Here is a 16,480-nt window from a genome sequence, read left to right on the forward strand (position 1 = left end):
TGTCGGTGCAGCCCGCTGCGAACAGTCCTGCTTTGACGAAGCCAAGGCGCTGCGCACCGTGGTCAATAACTTCCTCGACGACATGCACCGCCCGGCCCTGCCATACAAGTTCAAGTTCAAGTTCTCCGGCTGCCCGAACGACTGCGTCAACTCGATTCAGCGTTCCGACATGGCCACCATCGGCACCTGGCGCGACAGCATCCAGACCGACGACGTACTGGGCAAGAAGTGGTTCGCCAAGCACGGCATGGACGAACTGGTCAACGACGTGATCAGCCGCTGCCCGACCAAGGCGCTGTCCCTGAAGAACACCAAGGACATCTCCACGGCCGAAGGCATCTCCAGCGTCGCGATCAACGACACCCAGTCGATGCAGATCGAAAACCACAGCTGCGTACGCTGCATGCACTGCATCAACGTCATGACCGGTGCCCTGGCTCCGGGCAAGGACAAGGGCGTGACCGTCTTGATGGGCGGCAAGAGCGTGCTGAAGATCGGTACCACCATGGGGACCGTAATCGTGCCGTTCATGAAGCTGGAATCCGATGAGGACTTCGAGCAGTTGGTCGAACTCGCTCAGAACACCATCGACTTCTTCGCCGAAAACGCCCTGGAGCACGAGCGCACCGGCGAAATGATCGACCGTATCGGCCTGGTTAACTTCCTGGAAGGCATCGGTCGCGATATCGACGCGAACATGATTCTTGAGCCGCGCGCCAATCCTTATGTCCGTACTGATGGCTGGGACGAGGAAGTCGAGAAGGCCAACCAGCGCAAGGCAAGCGCAGCCTGACGCAGCAAGACTGAGAGCAAGCACTACTCGTAACCCGCATGCCGGAAGGCATGCGGGTTTTTCATTGCCCTAACGCTTCGCGAGTTTTCTTATGCTTCCGGAATGGCTCCGCTTGATTCCAGAGTCATCAGGCTTTCCGCCTCCTGCTGGAGGAGAATGAGCTTGTCGGCAATGTCCGGGGCGCGATTACGGCACGCCACTTCCAGGCGCAGAGCGGCAATTTCAAGTGCGGAAATGCCACAGTAGAGCGTGCCACCACGCAACCTGTGAGCCAGCGCCTCCACTTTTTCAAGATCGGCAACCAAATAGGCTGCCTGAAAAGCATCCAGGCAGGAAGGCAATTCAGCAAGCTGCATCCTCAATGAAGTCAGCCAGCTCTGTCGGCAGCCACCCGCCCGCTCCATACCCAGACCGGCATCGATGATCGGCAGATCAGAGTGAGGCGAATCGGGAAAACTCTCCTCCACATTCCACTCCTCTTTTTTTCCGGCACCTTGGGCAGTAACTTGCGCGAGCGGACACCATTTCTCGATGGTCTTGCGCAAAGCCTCCTCGGTCAGGGGTTTTTCCAGATAGTCATCCATCCCGGCAGCCAGGTAGCGTTCCCTGTCCCCGCTCAGTGCATTCGCGGTTAGCGCAACGACGGGAGTCAGCTTACTTCCCTCCTGCAACATCCGGATGCGCCTCGTCGCCTCGATGCCATCCATCGCCGGCATATGCACATCCATCAGGATCAGGTCGTACTGCTGCCCGCCGCAAGCCTCCACGGCAGCGACGCCATCCGCCGCCTCGTCCACGGCAATACCCCACTGATGCAACAAAATCGTGTTCAATTTGCGGTTGATTTCGTTATCGTCCACCACCAGTATCCGTAGCTGCACCGGCAGCGCAGCCGGCGCCGGCTTTTCCTCCTGAACCGTGGAATTTTCCCGCTCCAGGCTCTCAAGCGGTCGCGGAAGTAGTAAAGCCGTCTCCCCACCCGCTTCCTTGAGGCAAAGCGAAATCGTGAATCGGGATCCTTTGCCTGCCGCGCTCTCAACCGCGATGGCGCCATTCATCAATTCAACCAGACGCCGGGTAATTGCCAGGCCCAGCCCGGTGCCACCGTAGCGGCGGGTGATCGAGGCATCCCCCTGGCTGAATGACTGAAATAGCTGCCCCAGTTGCTCGTCAGTCATGCCGATACCCGTGTCTGCCACACAGATTTCGATCTGGCCGGTGCCGTCGCTTCCATCCAGATACTTCACTGTGACAGTGATTGCGCCGGAGTGGGTAAACTTGATGGCATTACCGAGAAGATTGGCCAGGATCTGACGAATACGGGATGGATCGCCCATCAGGCTGGCGGGCAAACCCCGGTCGATCTCCAGGATCAGGCGCAATCCCTTGCTCTGTGCACTGGGCGTATAGAAGAGGATGCATTGCTCGATCAAGTAGCCCAGATCGAATGCCAGACATTCAACCGACAGTTTGCCCGCTTCGATCTTGGACAAGTCCAGGATGTCGTTGATAATCGCCAGCAAGGTCTGGGAGGAAGTTTCGCAAATCTTGAGGTAATCCTGCTGGACATTATCGATGTGGGTTTTACCCATCAAACCGAGGAATCCGATCAGGCCATTCAAGGGCGTGCGGATTTCATGGCTGACGTGGGCGAGGAACTGGCTTTTTGCCTGATTGGCCAATTCCGCGCTGCCTTTTGCTTGCTCGGCCTCTTCCTTGAGCCTTGCCAGATCTTTCGTCCTCGCCTCGATGCGCTCCTGCATGTTGGTGTAAGCCGATTGCAATTCTCCCGCCATAGCGTTGAAACCATGCTCCAGTTCCGCCAGCTCGCCGCCGGAGTCCACCGCAACACGAGTATCGAGATTGCCACGGGTCATGCGCACGACCGCATCGAGCAGGCGCGACAATGGATGGGTGAAATCGCGGCTCATGCGCAGCGCCAGCAGCAAAGCCCCGAAAAATCCGAATAAGCCGATGGCCAGACTGATCATGATGAAACGGCTTTTACGCTGCTGAGTGGCGGCCGTGGACAGCTCCACGTAAACCCGCCCGAGCATTTTCTTTTTCTTGCCGTTATTACGTTCCGCACGGTCAAACAGACCATATTCGTCAATGTCATTTTCACTCTGGTAAATCGGCGCTGCAAAAATCAGGGAATCCTTTCCGGTCGAATCTAGCTGGCCGACACCAGCAAGCTTGGCCACTTTATAATCGAATTGGCTGGGTCGACCGCTCACTGCGAGGATCTTGTCACGGTCATCGGTAATGATGATCGCATTGACGTCTTCTTCCTTCATCACCGCCTGAGTGAGCGCCTGAAGAATTTCGCGGTTGCCGGAAAACGCGCCATATTCGCTGGCCGGCGCAAGCTGACGGGCGATCAACATGCCGCGCGATTTCAGGGCGCCATCCATTTCCGTAATGCCACTGATCATGACCAGTATGCTCAACAGAGTGGCAACAACGACCACCGGGAGCATCGCCAGGAACAGAATTCTGTATTTGATGCTCCAGTGTTTCATAGCTCGCCCTCTGAAGCGCGCTTCAGTTTGTTGTTCAGGCTGGCTTCATCGTCGAGGCTAATGCCGAGCGAGCGGGCAACCTGAGCATTGATGCCGACCGAGAAATAGCGAGGTGGCTGGGGCAGCGGCAAACGCCGGTCTGCCGCCAGGCGCTGGATCATTTCCGCTGCCTGCTGGCCGATTTGCTCCGGCACGCTGAACACCGCCGCAATCGCGCCCGCCTTGACATAGGAAGGCGAAAACCCGAGCAACGGCACTTGATGGCGGTAGGTAGTAAGAAGAATGCTCTGGACAGTATTGCGGTTGTAGATCAGCGGATCGGGAACCGCCAGAATCACATCGCTTTCACCCAGTAGCCGCTTCAATTCCGGCAACAGGTCGGCTTCGCCCTCCACCATCCCGACAATCGCCACCAAGCCGGCCGCCTTGGCCGCCGCACTCAGCGCCGTAGCAAGTTCGGTGGAATTGGGGGCCAGCAGGATACCGACTTTCGTCCGCCCGGGAAGAGCGTGGCGAATCAGGGCAAACTGGCGTGCCCACGGCTGGTCAAGGTAGATCGCGGAAAAATTACGTGGATCGCCATAACGCCCGTTCTGCCGGGCAGTTTTCTCGAACGCCGCACGCGGCACCAGCACGCTGAGCACGGGTTGAGGAAGATTTTTTTGCGCCAGCTCCTCCATTGCTCCAGTACCGACCGCCACCAGCAACTGTCCGGGATCGGCGCGGAGGGAGTCCCCTTCCTTCAACGCTATCACTTTGACCGGCAGCCTGGCCGTGCCGCCATTCTGGGAAAGGACCGCGCGCAGCTTGTCCACCACCTGGGCGTAGGCGCCGCCTTCCTCGCTGAGCACCACAGTTACCCCATCCAGCGCTGCTGCCGTGAGCGGCAGGCAGAACATGGCCAGAGTGAGGCATAGAGCGGAAAGAAAGCGCCAGTAGTGCATCAGGGTCTCAGATGTCCAGCTTCAGATTAAGCCAGGCAGTGCGGCCCGGCGGCTGGTTCACAGCTTCATATTCGAAATAGCGCGCATCGAAAAGGTTCTGCACCACCAGTGCCAGTTCGCCGTTTCCGTTCCCCGATCTGAAACGATACGCCAGACGGCCGTCCCAGCGTTCGTAGGCATCGACTTTTTGCACACCACCCAGCGCCCTCACCTCGCCCACATGGTAGCCGGTCAGACTGCCGCTCCAATGTGCATCGAAGCTGTGTGCAAGCATCAGGCTGTGGCTGTTGGTGGGCACTGAATTGGTATAGGGCTGTTCGTTTTCATTGGGGCTGGAAACAATAGCGTGGGAAAGGCCGTAGATCAGCCGCGTACGCTCTCCCGGCCGCCACTGGAGCTGCATTTCGAAACCTTTGATGACGGCACTGCCATTGTTGAAACTGCCCAGCGAATCCACCCCATAGCAGGCCACCCCAGGCGCAGTCAGCCCGACTGGCACATTGGGCGGCAGCACAAAGCCGCCCGGCATAGGCAGCGTACCCGTGGGATTGCATGGATTGTAATTATGGGGTGAGATCAGGTCGCTCAGCTCGTCGTGAAACAGGCGGAAATCGGCATCGAGCCGGGAAAACTTGCCGACATAGCCGATTTCCGTCGACTTGATACGCTCCGGTTTCAGCCCGCCGACTGCGTAGCGGACGATCCAGTCATACGGAGCCGGCAGCGGAACACGATAGCGGTTGTCCGCCTCTTGCTCGTACAGGGTTGGGGTACGTGTGGCACGTGAATGGCTGGCGCGCAGCGTATGGCCCGGGGAGAAATGCCAGTTCACCGCCACCCGCGGCGTGACGTCAGTACCGGTAAAATCATTATTCTCGGCCATTGCACCCATATTCACCACCACCTCGGGCTTGACGCGCCACTCCAGGTTACCGAACAGACGTGCAAGATGGAAATCAAAACTATTCTGCCTGTTCAGATACAGTGGCCAATAGGTTCGGTCGAGGCGCACACTGCCACCCCATACCAGGCGCGTGGCTTCACTGGGCGAGAAGATGTGCTGAACTTCGAGATCGTAGCGATGAGCTTCCACACCGGCATTGAAGCTAAGCCCGGTGTAGGGTGGCATGGCATAGAGGGTATCCCTGGATTCCTCGTAGCCATGATAGAACTGGACGCCGACTTCGCCACCGGCATCCAGATGCCGGCGCCAGTGCACCAGCTGAAAATTGTTGGCCACCTGCTTCTGACGCGTATAGAAGCTGTCCGTGCCGAATCCCTCCTCGCGCATCCCGCCGTTGTAGCCGAATTGCAGCTCCAGTTCGTCGCGGACATCCAGGTGGTAATCGGCACGCAAGGTCAGCTGGCGGATACGTTTGTCATCCTGTTTGTTGGCCTCATGCTTCGTATCGTTTTTGATCGGGTCGAATATTCTCGCCTCCTCTCCCGCATCGTTGCGCAGCCCCGCTGTCATGCGCCAGGTGAAATCGCCGTCACCGCCGCCGTAGCGTGCCACCGCTTCTCCACGGCCGCGCCCGGTGCTGAGCGAGAGGAATTTCCCCTGGGTTTCGGCGGAGTGGCGGGTGGTGATATTGATCACCCCAAGAAAAGAATTGGCACCGTAGCTGGCCGAATTCGGCCCACGGATCACCTCAATGCGCTCGATGTCATCCAGCGCCAGCGGAATGTCGTCCCACAGCACCCCGCCGAACAGCGGCGAATAGACCGAGCGTCCGTCCACCAGCACCTGCATGCGATGGGCATAGGCGTCGCTCAAGCCATGGTAGCTGACCGTGCTGTTGGTGGTATACACGTTGCTGGCGTGGTAAGCGACATACATGCCCGGCACCAGCCGAAATATCTCGGCCAGATCCCAAGCGCCGGAATCCCTGATCATCTTCCGGTCGATTATCGTCACTGCCGCAGGCGCTTCGTCCACCGGCTGGGAAAGACGCGAGACACTGAGCACGACAGGCATTTCGTCCAGATAGACACTTTCTGAAAATGTACCGTTTTCACCTGCCGATGCCATGCCGGCAGAGAGCAACTGGGCGCTTCCCAGCAGTCCGGATATTAAAATGGAAAAAGATTTGCTCAGGTCGGCCTCTTGCCTGAAGTGGGTTGATACGCTTTGCGCACAGATAGCTGGTCACGGCTCTTGATTTGGGCAAGCCCGCTGATTTTGGAATAAACAGTAAATTACCAGAAACCCTCCCCAATTCGTATAGGGGATTCCCTCATACTATGGCCCTATCCATCACAATCAGAGATCAAGCTTCAGATTAAGCCATGCTGTGCGACCCGGAGGTTCGTTGTCGTGGCGAAATTCGAAGTAATGGTTATCGGCGAGGTTTTGTACCACCAGGGCTAGTTCGCCCCTGGTCGTTCCGGCCTGGAAGGCATAAGCCAGGCGGGCATCCCAGCGGCGATATGAGTTGACATAATATAATGGGTTTTCCTGTGGGCCAGTATCTGTCTCTGGAAAATGTACCGCCCCCGTCTTGTACCCCATCAGGCTCGTGCTCCAGCGATGGTCGAAGCGGTGGGTGAGCATCATACTCTGGATGCTGGTGGGCACCGCATCAGTGTAGGTTATCTTGGCCTGGTTAAGACTGGAAACCAGACTGTGAGAAAAGCCATAAACCAACCTGGTGCGAGGCCCGACATTCCATTGCAACTGGGTCTCGAAGCCCTTTACCGCAGCATTGCCGGGATTGAGGTTACCCAGACCTACCGACGTTCCATTTTCGACGATCAGATCGCTGAATTCATCCCTGAAAATCCTGAAATCCACGTTCAAATCGGAAAATTTGCCCAGATAGCCGATTTCGGTGGAATCCACCCGCTCCGGTCGCAATTTTTGTTTGACCACCCCAAGAGCCAAGTAGGGATCGGCGAGGACTTTCTCATAATTGGTCGGGGTCCGCGTGGCTTTGGAATTGCTGACACGCAGGGTATGCCCGGGCAGGAAATGCCAGTTTGCCGCGACACGCGGAGTGATATCCGTTCCGGTAAAGCTGTTTTCCTCCAGCATCGCCCCCAGATTGAACACCAGATCGGGGTGCGCGCGCCACTCCAGGTTGCCGAACAGACGGCCCAGGTGAAACGGAATCGCATGGGCATCGGGCACCTTGGTAATGCTATTTCTCAAATAGTACGGCGCATAAACGTTGTCATAGCGCATACTGCCGCCCCACACCACGCGAGTGCTCCTGCTGGGCGAGAAGGTGTGCTGCACTTCCAGATCATGACGCTGCGCAATAACATCCATGTTGTAGCTGGTCGCACCATTGATATCGGTCCCATAGCTGCTCTCATAACCATGATAGTACTGCACCGATAGCTCCCCGCCATCCTCCAGGGCGCGCTGCCAGCGCAACTGTTCGAAATGATTGTCAGCGCGTTTCCAGAATGGGTGCGTCGTCCCAGCATCCCCTTCCTGCCGGTCACCACCGTTATAGCCAAACTGAAATTCCAGTTCGTCCGTTGCATTGACCCGATAATCGCCACGCAGGGTAAATTGCTGAACTTTCCTGTCGTCGAACTTGTTCTTGTCCCACCCACCCTGCGTGGACAGGGCATTCACGATGATGGGATCTTCTCCCTTGTCGTTGCGCACGCCCGCCGTGATGCGATAGGTCAGGTCGCCTGCATCATTGCGTCCGCCGTAGCGCGCCACGCCTTCCTCTCGGTTGCGGCCGGTGGTGAGAGAAACGAACTTGCCCTGAGTTTCCGAAGGATGGAGAGTAATGATGTTGATCACCCCCATGAAGGAATTGGCGCCATAACTGGCGGCATTCGGGCCGCGAATTACCTCGATTCGCTCGATATCGTCGAGGGCAACTGGAATGTCGCCCCACAACACCCCGCCGAACAGGGGGGAATACACCGAACGTCCATCCACCAGAACCTGCATCGAGCGCGCGTAGGGATCGGACAGCCCATGGTAGCTCACGGTGTTGTCCATACTGTAGCCGCGCGCAGAATGGTAGGACACCACCATGCCCGGCACAAGGCGGAACACTTCCGCCAGATCCCAGACGCCGGATTCCTTGATCATCTGCCGGTCGATCACCGTCACTGCCGCGGGCGCTTCATCCACCCGCTGAGAAAGGCGCGAGACGCTGAGTACGACAGGCATTTCGTCCAGATAGGCGCTTTCAGAAAATGCGCTGTTTTCACCTGCCGATACCATGCCGACAGAGAGCAACAGAGTGCCCCCCAGCAAGCCGCACCCGGAGCTGAAGCGAAAAATAAAAAGGGAATTGCGCACGTAACCCTCCCAGGCCACAGTTTTTATAGTTAAATAAACCAGCTATTTTTTTGAAATTACAGACAAATTACCAGAAAACCCTCGCATTCGCCTAGGGTTTTTCCTTATCGATATTTGGGCCAAAAAGTCGCAAATATGGATCTTGAGCCTGCTAATCGAGCCAGCGCACCAGGTAGAACAGCCGAAAACCCTCGGACGAACGCGAGGGGCCGAACACCACGGCGGGCACGAGCCGCTTGGCAGGATCGGCGCCGGTTCGCGCCTCCTCCTCGGAAGCTTTCACCTCCACGCAGTTTTCCGGGAAACGCTTGCGATTGGGAGTCGGCGCATAAACCAGCGCGTAGCATTCGTGGGCAAGGTCGGTATCGGGGTCGATCAGGGAGGATTTCATGGTCGTTGGGCCCAAGGGCTGTTCCGCCCGTAGCAAATCAGGAATATTCATTTTACTAGGTTATGCATTCCCGGTCGCGCTTCCCGCCGCACAGCTGGCGTGACTGTATACTTAGGAAAGTTCGTACACCCCAATATAGCGCTGAGGAATCATGACAGACATCGATACGGCATCCGGCAACCCACGGCCTGCAGACTCGCTCGTGACCCTCACCCATGTGATTTACGCCCTGCACGCATTCACGGTGGTCACCGGCATCATCAGCTCGGCATTCATCCTGACCGCGTTCCTCACCGGCTGGCCGTCGATCCTCGCGGTAATTCTCAACTACCTCAAACGGGACGAGGCGCGCGGCACTTATCTCGAATCCCACTTCCGCTGGCAGATACGCACTTTCTGGTTTGCACTGCTGTGGGTGATCATCGCCTGGCTGCTGATTTTCACCCTGTTCGGCATTCCCTTCGCAGCGGCGATCTTTGTCATCGCCGGCCTGTGGGTGCTGTACCGCATCGTGCGGGGCTGGCTCCGGCTCAACGACAGGCTGGGAATGCCCATTCAGGAATAAGCCATGCGTATCGTGATCGCCCTGGGCGGAAATGCCTTGCTGCGCCGGGGCGAACCCCCGACCGCCGCCAACCAGCGCCGTAACGTGAGGATCGCGGCCGCAGCCCTGGCGCCCATCGCCTGCCGGCACGACCTGGTGATTTCCCACGGCAACGGCCCGCAGGTCGGCCTGCTGGCATTGCAGGGCGCCGCCTGCAGACCGGATGAACCCTATCCGCTGGATATCCTCGACGCGGAAACCGAGGGCATGATCGGCTACCTGATCGAGCAGGAACTGGGCAACCTGCTGCCGGATCGCCGCTGCGCCACCCTGCTGACCCAGATCGAGGTCGACCCGAATGACCCCGCCTTTGGCCATCCCGACAAGCCCATCGGTCCGGTCTACTCGGAAATCGAAGCGCAGAAGGTTGCGCAGGAGCGGGGCTGGAGCATTGCGCGCGACGGCGCACACTTCCGCCGGGTCGTTCCCTCGCCCCGTCCGCAGCGGATCTTCGAACTGAGCGTGATCGAACTCTTGGTGAGCCAGGGGGTGGTCGTCATCTGTGCCGGGGGCGGCGGCATTCCCGTCGTGAGCCGCGAAGACGGCAGCCTGATCGGCGTCGAAGCCGTGATCGACAAGGACCTGGCAAGCGCGCTCCTGGCCCGCGAACTGAAAGCCGACACCCTCATGTTGCTGACCGACGTCGACGCGGTTTACCGGGACTGGGGAACCCCGCACGCCCGCGCCATCCGCCGCATCACCCCGCAGGCTCTGCGCGAACTCGATTTTGCACCGGGTTCGATGGGGCCGAAGGTCCGGGCCGCCTGCGAATTTGTCGAGCAGACCGGCGGCATGGCCGGCATCGGACAGCTCAGTGACGCCCTTGTGATCTTGGACGGCAAGGCCGGCACGGTGATCGTAATGGATGCAGCATAGGCTGCACAGAGACAGCGTTCACCCTCATCCACGGCGTGGTCAGCCAGAGCACTATTGGCGTTGAATCAGTTCGCGGGGTGCCGCGATAGCTCGTGCCCAGACTTGCAGGATCAATGGTCGCCTTCCCTGGTTTTTTGCATGGACTGCTTCAGGCGGCCGATGGCGCCGGAAACTCCGGCCTTCAATTCCTCCCATTTTTCGCCAGTGGCGGACTTCAGGTCGGCAAGCTTTTGCTCCGCCGCCTTCAGTTCCGGCTCCAGGTCCTGGATTTGCCGGTCAAGCTTGGCCTTCCCTTCCCCGCTAAGCTTCTTCGCCTTCTTTTTGAGTTCCGCCATTTTCTTGTTCAGTTCAGCCAGTTCCTTCTGCGCCTTGCCGACGAACTCGTCGCGCTCCTGCCTGGCTTTGGCTTTCGTGGCGTCGACGGCCTCTCCGGCTTCTTTCCGTACATCTGCGGAGCCCGCCTTGGGTGGTACGTCTTCCTTTTTTTCGGCTGCGGGCACGCTTAATGCCAAGCCCAACAACACCGGCAACAACAGACTTTTCATCATGGATTCCTTTCGCTGGTCGGCCCTGCATTGACTCGATGATAGCCCCGCAAAGGCAGCACTTCACGTGCGGCACAAAACTTCCGAGTTTTTCTGTATAGAGTAAGCAGCGCTGATGTTCAAGTTGAGGCCGGACCCGCAGCGCTACAGGTCGCCCCGATGCACCGAGATCCCACAGTGGGTGGCCGCCTCTGCCCCGATCACACGCCTTTAAAGCAAACGCAGTTTATCCGCGCCCGGCGATTTAAGCAGGACGGCTATTCCGTCTCAGGCTCCGCCTGCGTGGAATCGACTGCCCCTTCGCCGTTTTGCTCCGGTCCGGGCGCCGGCTTCTTCGCCTTGCCTTTCTTCGCGGCCGCCATCCGTACTTGCTCGGGAAGGGGCTTGGCCGTTTCGATGAGCGGCTTCAGCGTGGGCAGCAAGTGTTTCAGGACTTGCGCAGAAAGTGATGAAGTGAACTCATACTTTGCTGCATCTGCACCGGGCACGAAGGCAGTTAGCGTGCCGAAGAAGCGGTCCCCGATGAAGAAAACAAACGTGGCGGAGCGGTTCACTGCGCGGGATTCCTTGATCGCACCCGCCGACGAGAAGGTGACATAGCGATGATCGCCAGTGCCGGTCTTGCCGCCGATCGGGATCAGCGTGCCGTCTTCTCTCACGATGGCGTGGGCAAGGCGCACGGCCGTACCCCCCTCCACTACATCTATCAGCACGCTGCGCACCGTAGCTGCCAGCTCAGGCGTAAACAGACGCTCGCTTTTAACGGGTGTGCGCTCGACGATGGTTTCATAAGGAGTATCTGCACCGAAGCGCATGCCTTCAATCATCACTGAGGGAGCCCGGACCCCATCGTTGAGTATGATGCCCATGAGTTCGGCAAGTGCAGCGGGGCGATCCCCGGAACTGCCGATGGCCGTGGCCAGCGATGGAACCAGTGAGTCGAACGGATAGCCGAGCCGCTTCCAGCGACGATGAATTTCCAGGAAGGCCTCCACTTCGATCAGGCTGCGGATGCGGATATCCTGTGCGTTCCTGTGCACGGTCCTGAGCAGCCAGTCATAGACGTCAATGCGTTCGGCAGCACTGGCCTCTATCATCTCCTTGTACTGTGCAACCGGATGAGTGCTCAGGTAGCGCACTAGCCACAACTCCAGCGGATGGACGTGCGCAAGGTAGCCCTGGTCAGCCAGCGAGTATTTTCCCGGGCCGTAGCTCTCATACATGGCGCGGAGGGTACGCCCGTCAGAACCTTTGAATCCGGGCAGGCGAGATTCCATGGATTTGGCGAACTGCTCCAGGGTAGCCAGCGGATAAAGATAACGGTAAGCCGCCGCGAGCCGCCGCGGAGTGGGCCGAATGCCGGAAAAGAAAATATCCTCGATCTCGGCTGCCGACTTGCCTTTGTATTTATGGTAGAAGCGGATAAGGAACTCCTTGCTTTCCTTGTCCGCAAAACGCTTCAGGTATTCCTGACGCTGCGGGTCGTCCATGTCCTTGAGGATATTCGCTCCCGGAGTCTGGAACATGGTGTAGCGCACGATATCCCGCATCAGGCGGATATAAACCAGGTTGACGGAAAAGCGGGTGGCTTCGCGCACGCTGATGACCCTGCTGTCGTCCTCGTGCTTGAAGTTGTGGAAGACATGCACGCCGCCGCCGGTAAAGAACTGCTCGTGCGGGCTGGCCGAATACTTGCGCTCCATGGCGGCGTCCAGCATGGCCGCGAGGCTTTTGTCCTCGCTTTGCAGCAGATGGTCGATTGCCCAGCGGGTAATGTTGTCACCGGGCTCCACCTTGACTTGCCGCAGTTCTTCCGGTGGCAAAGACGCATATAGTCCATGCAGTTTTTCGATGATTTCCAGGTAGGTCACCAGCGTTCTCAACTTGGCGGTGGAACCCAGGTCGAGCTTGGTGCCCTGGTTGATATCAAACGGCTGGTCGAAGTTGTCGGCCAGTATCCTCAGCTTTGCGCCCTGGGGCGTCAGTTCGTGAAGCGTAAAACTGTATATGATCTTGCCCGGGTCGGCTTCGCCCAGCATATGGCCGCCGTAGAGTCCGGCGGCGCGCGCCGACTCCGGTTTCCTGAGATCGCGCAAGATATCCGTGATCTTCTTCTGCCGGTCCCCGTCGAGTGTACTTTGCACGGAGAGGTCCATGCGGTCCAGCTCATATAGGCGGGGCAACCCCAGGAGGGAAGCCAGGTGTACACGCACGGCGCTGGCCGCCTTGCGTGGCAGAAAATCCCCGGTTTCTTCCGGAACTGCAGCAGAAAGAAACTGGAGATGCACCTTCAGGGCGGCGTCCCTGACAGTTGGGGAAATCACGCCGGCTTGCGCCAGTACCCTCAGATGGCTGTTCGTCAGCTCCTCCAGGCCCTTGCGCTCTTTCGCCAGGTAAGCCGATGGCCGGCGCTGGGCGATCATGAGGCTCAACACGTGCTTGTATACCTTTGCGAACTCGCCGATGTCAGCTTCGTTCGACGGCAAGGACTGCAACGTACGATTGACGTAATTGAAGTTCCACCCATACCAGGCCCACAGCCCGTCACCGATGCCGTTCACTTCCCCGAATCCGGCAACCGCGGCGAGTGGAACCGTATTGAGGTAGTTCACCACGATACGCCGACGCGCAGGCAGCGTGTTCTCCCCGTCCAGATAAGCGCGCACCGAAGCGGATGCGATCTGCTGCAGCTTGTCGCCGGCGGAGAGGGTCAGGCCATTGGGGGAGTGTCGGTACTTCTCGATTTGCGTGGCCAGCGTGCTGCCTCCGGGCACGTCATGCTCCGGGCGGAATAGCTGGATCACCTTATCCTGCACGGCCTTCCCGAGCCTGAACCACTCCACGGCCGGATTCTTCATGGCATGGCTGGGGTCCAGCAGATCGCGGTTCTCGATGAAGAGCAGGCTATTCACAACGACCGGAGGAACCGCCTCGAAATTCTTGTAGACGCGCACCGGGGAAACCGCCTTGAAAAATGGCTGGCCACTGGAATCCGTCACGAGCAGACCGGCCTGTGACTTCTCCCGGTAGGGGGCGAACAAACCTCGGTCGATCAACTCCTGCATGCGCGGTGATAGCCGTGCCTGGGAGCTCACCTGGAAACCCTGGCCAGCAAGGCGCGGGGTCATGGTCGACAACCGGCTGTAGCCCAGACGCTCGTCGTAAGGTCCGGCCTGGGGGATGGACAGGCCCGGATTAGGCCCGCTCTTCATTGTCCAGCGTAGGTCCTTGGCAAGCCGCGACAGGTAATCCGCCTGGAATGCCGAAGATTCGGCTTCCCTGAAAAAAAGGATACCCAGTATGACGAGGACGAGAATGGCGAGGATCAGGAATGCGAAGAAAATTCGCCTGAGCGTGCGTTTGATGATGCCGGATCTACCGAGATGGTTTTGTTCCACGTTTATCTATTGAATAAGGACATAATCCGACTGCAAATTGTACCCCAAATTGCACCCGTCACGAGAAAAGCCGGGCAATGAACCGTCCCGCTCAGTGGGCGCTTTATCGGTCTGGTTGTTCCTTGCCAAACGGAACGCTCGACCCACTGCCGATGTCTCAGATTCTATCGAATATTCCAATTGTCCTGCTAGCGGGCGTGGCGCGAAATCATGAACATCTCTCACCTGTGGTTTCTTGTTGGAACATTATTTATCGGCTGGCCGGCAGCCGCATGGTGCCAGGATACTCAAACGGAAATCCAGCGTCATTTACTCGAACGCCAGCAGCGGCAACAGGAATTCCAGCTCAAGCAACAGCAGTTCTCGGATAGCTTGAACACCAGGCTCACACCGGAGCAACAACGGCAGATGGAATCTCTCCACCTGGAGCAGCGCCAACGCCAGCAAGAACTGCATCAGCGGCAAGCCCAGCAGTTCGAACAAGGACTGCAAACCGTCAAACCCGAGTCGCCGGACCTGCAACAATTACAACTCGAAATTCAAACCCGGCAATTCCAGCGCGAGCAGGAACAGCAATCACAGCAATTCAAGCGGGAGCGACAGAAGCGTCAACAGTAAAGCAACAGGGAGAAATGGACAGGGTGCGCAGAGCGCACCCTGGATAGGCTTATTGCACTACAGAAACATCTGCCTTTCCGCTTTTCTTGTTGAGGGCATAACTGAAGCGGGGCGGATTCACCACGAAAGAGATCAGCATGAACACGAAGGCCAGCGCGGCCCAACCGAAGAGTGCCTGGACTAGGAAAGCAATCTGGCCGTCACCATCCAGCGCCACATAGTGCTGCCCCTGCGCACCGATAAACAGCATAAACCTGCCCAGGTCGAACCCGAAACTTCCAAACGCCAGCCAGAACGAGGCGGCCACAGGACAAAGGAAAATTGCCATAAACATGCGCCACAGGTAATCGGATATGTCTTTCATGTTCCAGTTCTCCTTTAGGTGAAACAACAGTTTTCTGTTTTCTTATTCTCCGCTACCAACCTGAATTTATTTAACCGCACCAAATCTCTGATCCAGCGATCTGACAATACCTGCAATCTGAAGAATACCAACATCATTCTGAAATGCAAGTGCTTCTATTATTTAGATATTCAGACCAACAAGTCGCCATATGCAGATTGAGCGCGCCAATCGAGCGAGCGCACCAGATAGACTTCCGGCTTACCTCCCAGAACCATACCAACATCATTCCTGATGCACCGGCTGGCGGGGGGTCGCATGCGCCGGACGCGGGCCGCATTGCGCTATTTCCCGATATCCAGGAAGGGCTTGGTGGAAAAATAGAGCAAGGCGGCAATGGCCGCCAAATAGACAACGAAGCGCAGCGGATTTTCCCTGATCACATCGCCTAACGTGCGATGTCTTCCCGTCCGTCCGAGTTGCGCATATTCCTCCCTGACCCGGTTCAGCCGCTCTTGCTGGTAATTGTCGATGAGCACTTTGGCCTTCTCCAGTTCATTCTCATCGTGCAGCCATATGCTAGGCACCGATATGCCCCAGTTTCCCGCGGGAGTCTCGTAGAAGTCGATCTCGTTGCTGCGCAATAATTCACGGACCTCTTCGGCCTCGTCATCGGGCACGTTATGCAGGGAGAACAATTTGACGGGCATGTTCGTACTTTCTCAGTCCGGGTTTTATTGGGAGCTAAGCCGGGTCATCGCCACTCGTTCAGCACGGCCTTGATCGCCTCGTCTGACACAGGTGTCGGCAGTACCGCATCGATGCGCATGCGCTCGCGCACCCTGTCCAGCGCGTGCGTATCCTGAGGATCGTAAAGGACCAGTATCCGGGTATCCTTGAACGGCTGTGCCGTCGCCAGCAGGGATTCGAGATTGCTCAGGCGATCACGAAAATCCGACTGGAAATAAAAATCCGCCACGATCACGTCAGGCTTCAGCTTGCGCACCAGCGAAACCGCCTTGCGCACCCGCCACTCGGTTGTCACTTCGAAACCGAGCTGTTTGTAGAGATCGGGCAAGCGGCCGTGGGTGATGAATTCGATTACAGCGAGGAGGGATTTGGGTTGGGGGGTCATGGTTGTTTGGTTCTGGCTTTCTGGTTTTGTAGGTGCGC

The 16,480-nt window shown here is 57.8% G+C and carries 13 protein-coding genes and 1 pseudogene; 4 read left to right on the forward strand and 10 right to left on the reverse strand.

What is annotated here, in order from left to right:
* Nucleotides 1–793: pseudogene (locus tag SCT_RS15955) on the forward strand (sulfite reductase, dissimilatory-type subunit alpha); the annotation flags it as partial.
* Nucleotides 794–882: 89 nt separating this feature from the next.
* Here SCT_RS15955 and SCT_RS15960 read toward each other — a convergent pair.
* The 5 genes from SCT_RS15960 to SCT_RS15980 form a co-directional block, all read right to left on the reverse strand.
* Nucleotides 883–3,315, reverse strand: a complete 2,433-nt coding sequence (locus tag SCT_RS15960; protein ID WP_059424975.1) for an ATP-binding protein — start codon at nucleotides 3,313–3,315, stop codon at nucleotides 883–885.
* A complete protein-coding gene (locus tag SCT_RS15965; RefSeq protein WP_059424976.1) occupies nucleotides 3,312–4,259 on the reverse strand; it encodes an ABC transporter substrate-binding protein in 948 nt (315 codons plus the stop codon). The genes SCT_RS15960 and SCT_RS15965 overlap by 4 nt, the downstream gene beginning before the upstream one ends.
* A gap of 7 nt (nucleotides 4,260–4,266) precedes the next feature.
* Nucleotides 4,267–6,306: a TonB-dependent siderophore receptor gene (locus SCT_RS15970; protein WP_237759718.1), complete on the reverse strand. Its 2,040-nt coding sequence runs from the start codon at nucleotides 6,304–6,306 to the stop codon at nucleotides 4,267–4,269.
* Nucleotides 6,307–6,522: 216 nt separating this feature from the next.
* On the reverse strand, nucleotides 6,523–8,532 hold the full coding sequence (locus SCT_RS15975; protein ID WP_059424980.1) for a TonB-dependent siderophore receptor: 2,010 nt from the start codon (nucleotides 8,530–8,532) through the stop codon (nucleotides 6,523–6,525).
* Nucleotides 8,533–8,683: 151 nt separating this feature from the next.
* On the reverse strand, nucleotides 8,684–8,974 hold the full coding sequence (locus SCT_RS15980) for a hypothetical protein (protein WP_237759719.1): 291 nt from the start codon (nucleotides 8,972–8,974) through the stop codon (nucleotides 8,684–8,686).
* Nucleotides 8,975–9,074: 100 nt separating this feature from the next.
* Between SCT_RS15980 and SCT_RS15985 the strand changes: the two genes are divergently transcribed.
* Nucleotides 9,075–9,488: a hypothetical protein gene (locus SCT_RS15985; protein WP_059424983.1), complete on the forward strand. Its 414-nt coding sequence runs from the start codon at nucleotides 9,075–9,077 to the stop codon at nucleotides 9,486–9,488.
* Between the two features lie 3 nt (nucleotides 9,489–9,491).
* Nucleotides 9,492–10,403, forward strand: coding sequence for a carbamate kinase (arcC, locus tag SCT_RS15990; RefSeq protein ID WP_059424985.1), 912 nt, complete (start codon nucleotides 9,492–9,494; stop codon nucleotides 10,401–10,403).
* A gap of 110 nt (nucleotides 10,404–10,513) precedes the next feature.
* Here the strand turns inward: arcC and SCT_RS15995 are convergent, their stop codons facing one another.
* Complete coding sequence (locus SCT_RS15995; protein ID WP_059424987.1) at nucleotides 10,514–10,948, reverse strand: hypothetical protein; 435 nt, start codon at nucleotides 10,946–10,948, stop codon at nucleotides 10,514–10,516.
* A gap of 257 nt (nucleotides 10,949–11,205) precedes the next feature.
* A complete protein-coding gene (locus SCT_RS16000) occupies nucleotides 11,206–14,346 on the reverse strand; it encodes a transglycosylase domain-containing protein (RefSeq protein WP_059424989.1) in 3,141 nt (1,046 codons plus the stop codon).
* 210 nt (nucleotides 14,347–14,556) lie between these two features.
* On the opposite strand from SCT_RS16000, the gene SCT_RS16005 reads away from it, so the two are divergent.
* On the forward strand, nucleotides 14,557–14,964 hold the full coding sequence (locus SCT_RS16005; protein WP_059424991.1) for a hypothetical protein: 408 nt from the start codon (nucleotides 14,557–14,559) through the stop codon (nucleotides 14,962–14,964).
* 49 nt (nucleotides 14,965–15,013) lie between these two features.
* Here the strand turns inward: SCT_RS16005 and SCT_RS16010 are convergent, their stop codons facing one another.
* The 3 genes from SCT_RS16010 to SCT_RS16025 all read right to left on the reverse strand — a co-directional run bounded on the left by SCT_RS16010 (nucleotide 15,014) and on the right by SCT_RS16025 (nucleotide 16,442).
* Nucleotides 15,014–15,328, reverse strand: coding sequence for a hypothetical protein (locus SCT_RS16010; RefSeq protein ID WP_059424993.1), 315 nt, complete (start codon nucleotides 15,326–15,328; stop codon nucleotides 15,014–15,016).
* A 323-nt stretch (nucleotides 15,329–15,651) separates the two neighbouring features.
* Nucleotides 15,652–16,017: a DUF6164 family protein gene (locus SCT_RS16020; protein WP_059424997.1), complete on the reverse strand. Its 366-nt coding sequence runs from the start codon at nucleotides 16,015–16,017 to the stop codon at nucleotides 15,652–15,654.
* A 44-nt stretch (nucleotides 16,018–16,061) separates the two neighbouring features.
* Nucleotides 16,062–16,442 carry a hypothetical protein gene (locus tag SCT_RS16025; RefSeq protein ID WP_059424999.1) on the reverse strand — a complete coding sequence of 127 codons (381 nt, stop codon included), beginning with the start codon at nucleotides 16,440–16,442 and terminating at the stop codon, nucleotides 16,062–16,064.
* Nucleotides 16,443–16,480: the final 38 nt, after the last annotated feature.

The sequence above is a fragment of the Sulfuricella sp. T08 genome, from assembly GCF_000971475.1.
GTDB lineage: Bacteria > Pseudomonadota > Gammaproteobacteria > Burkholderiales > Sulfuricellaceae > Sulfuricella.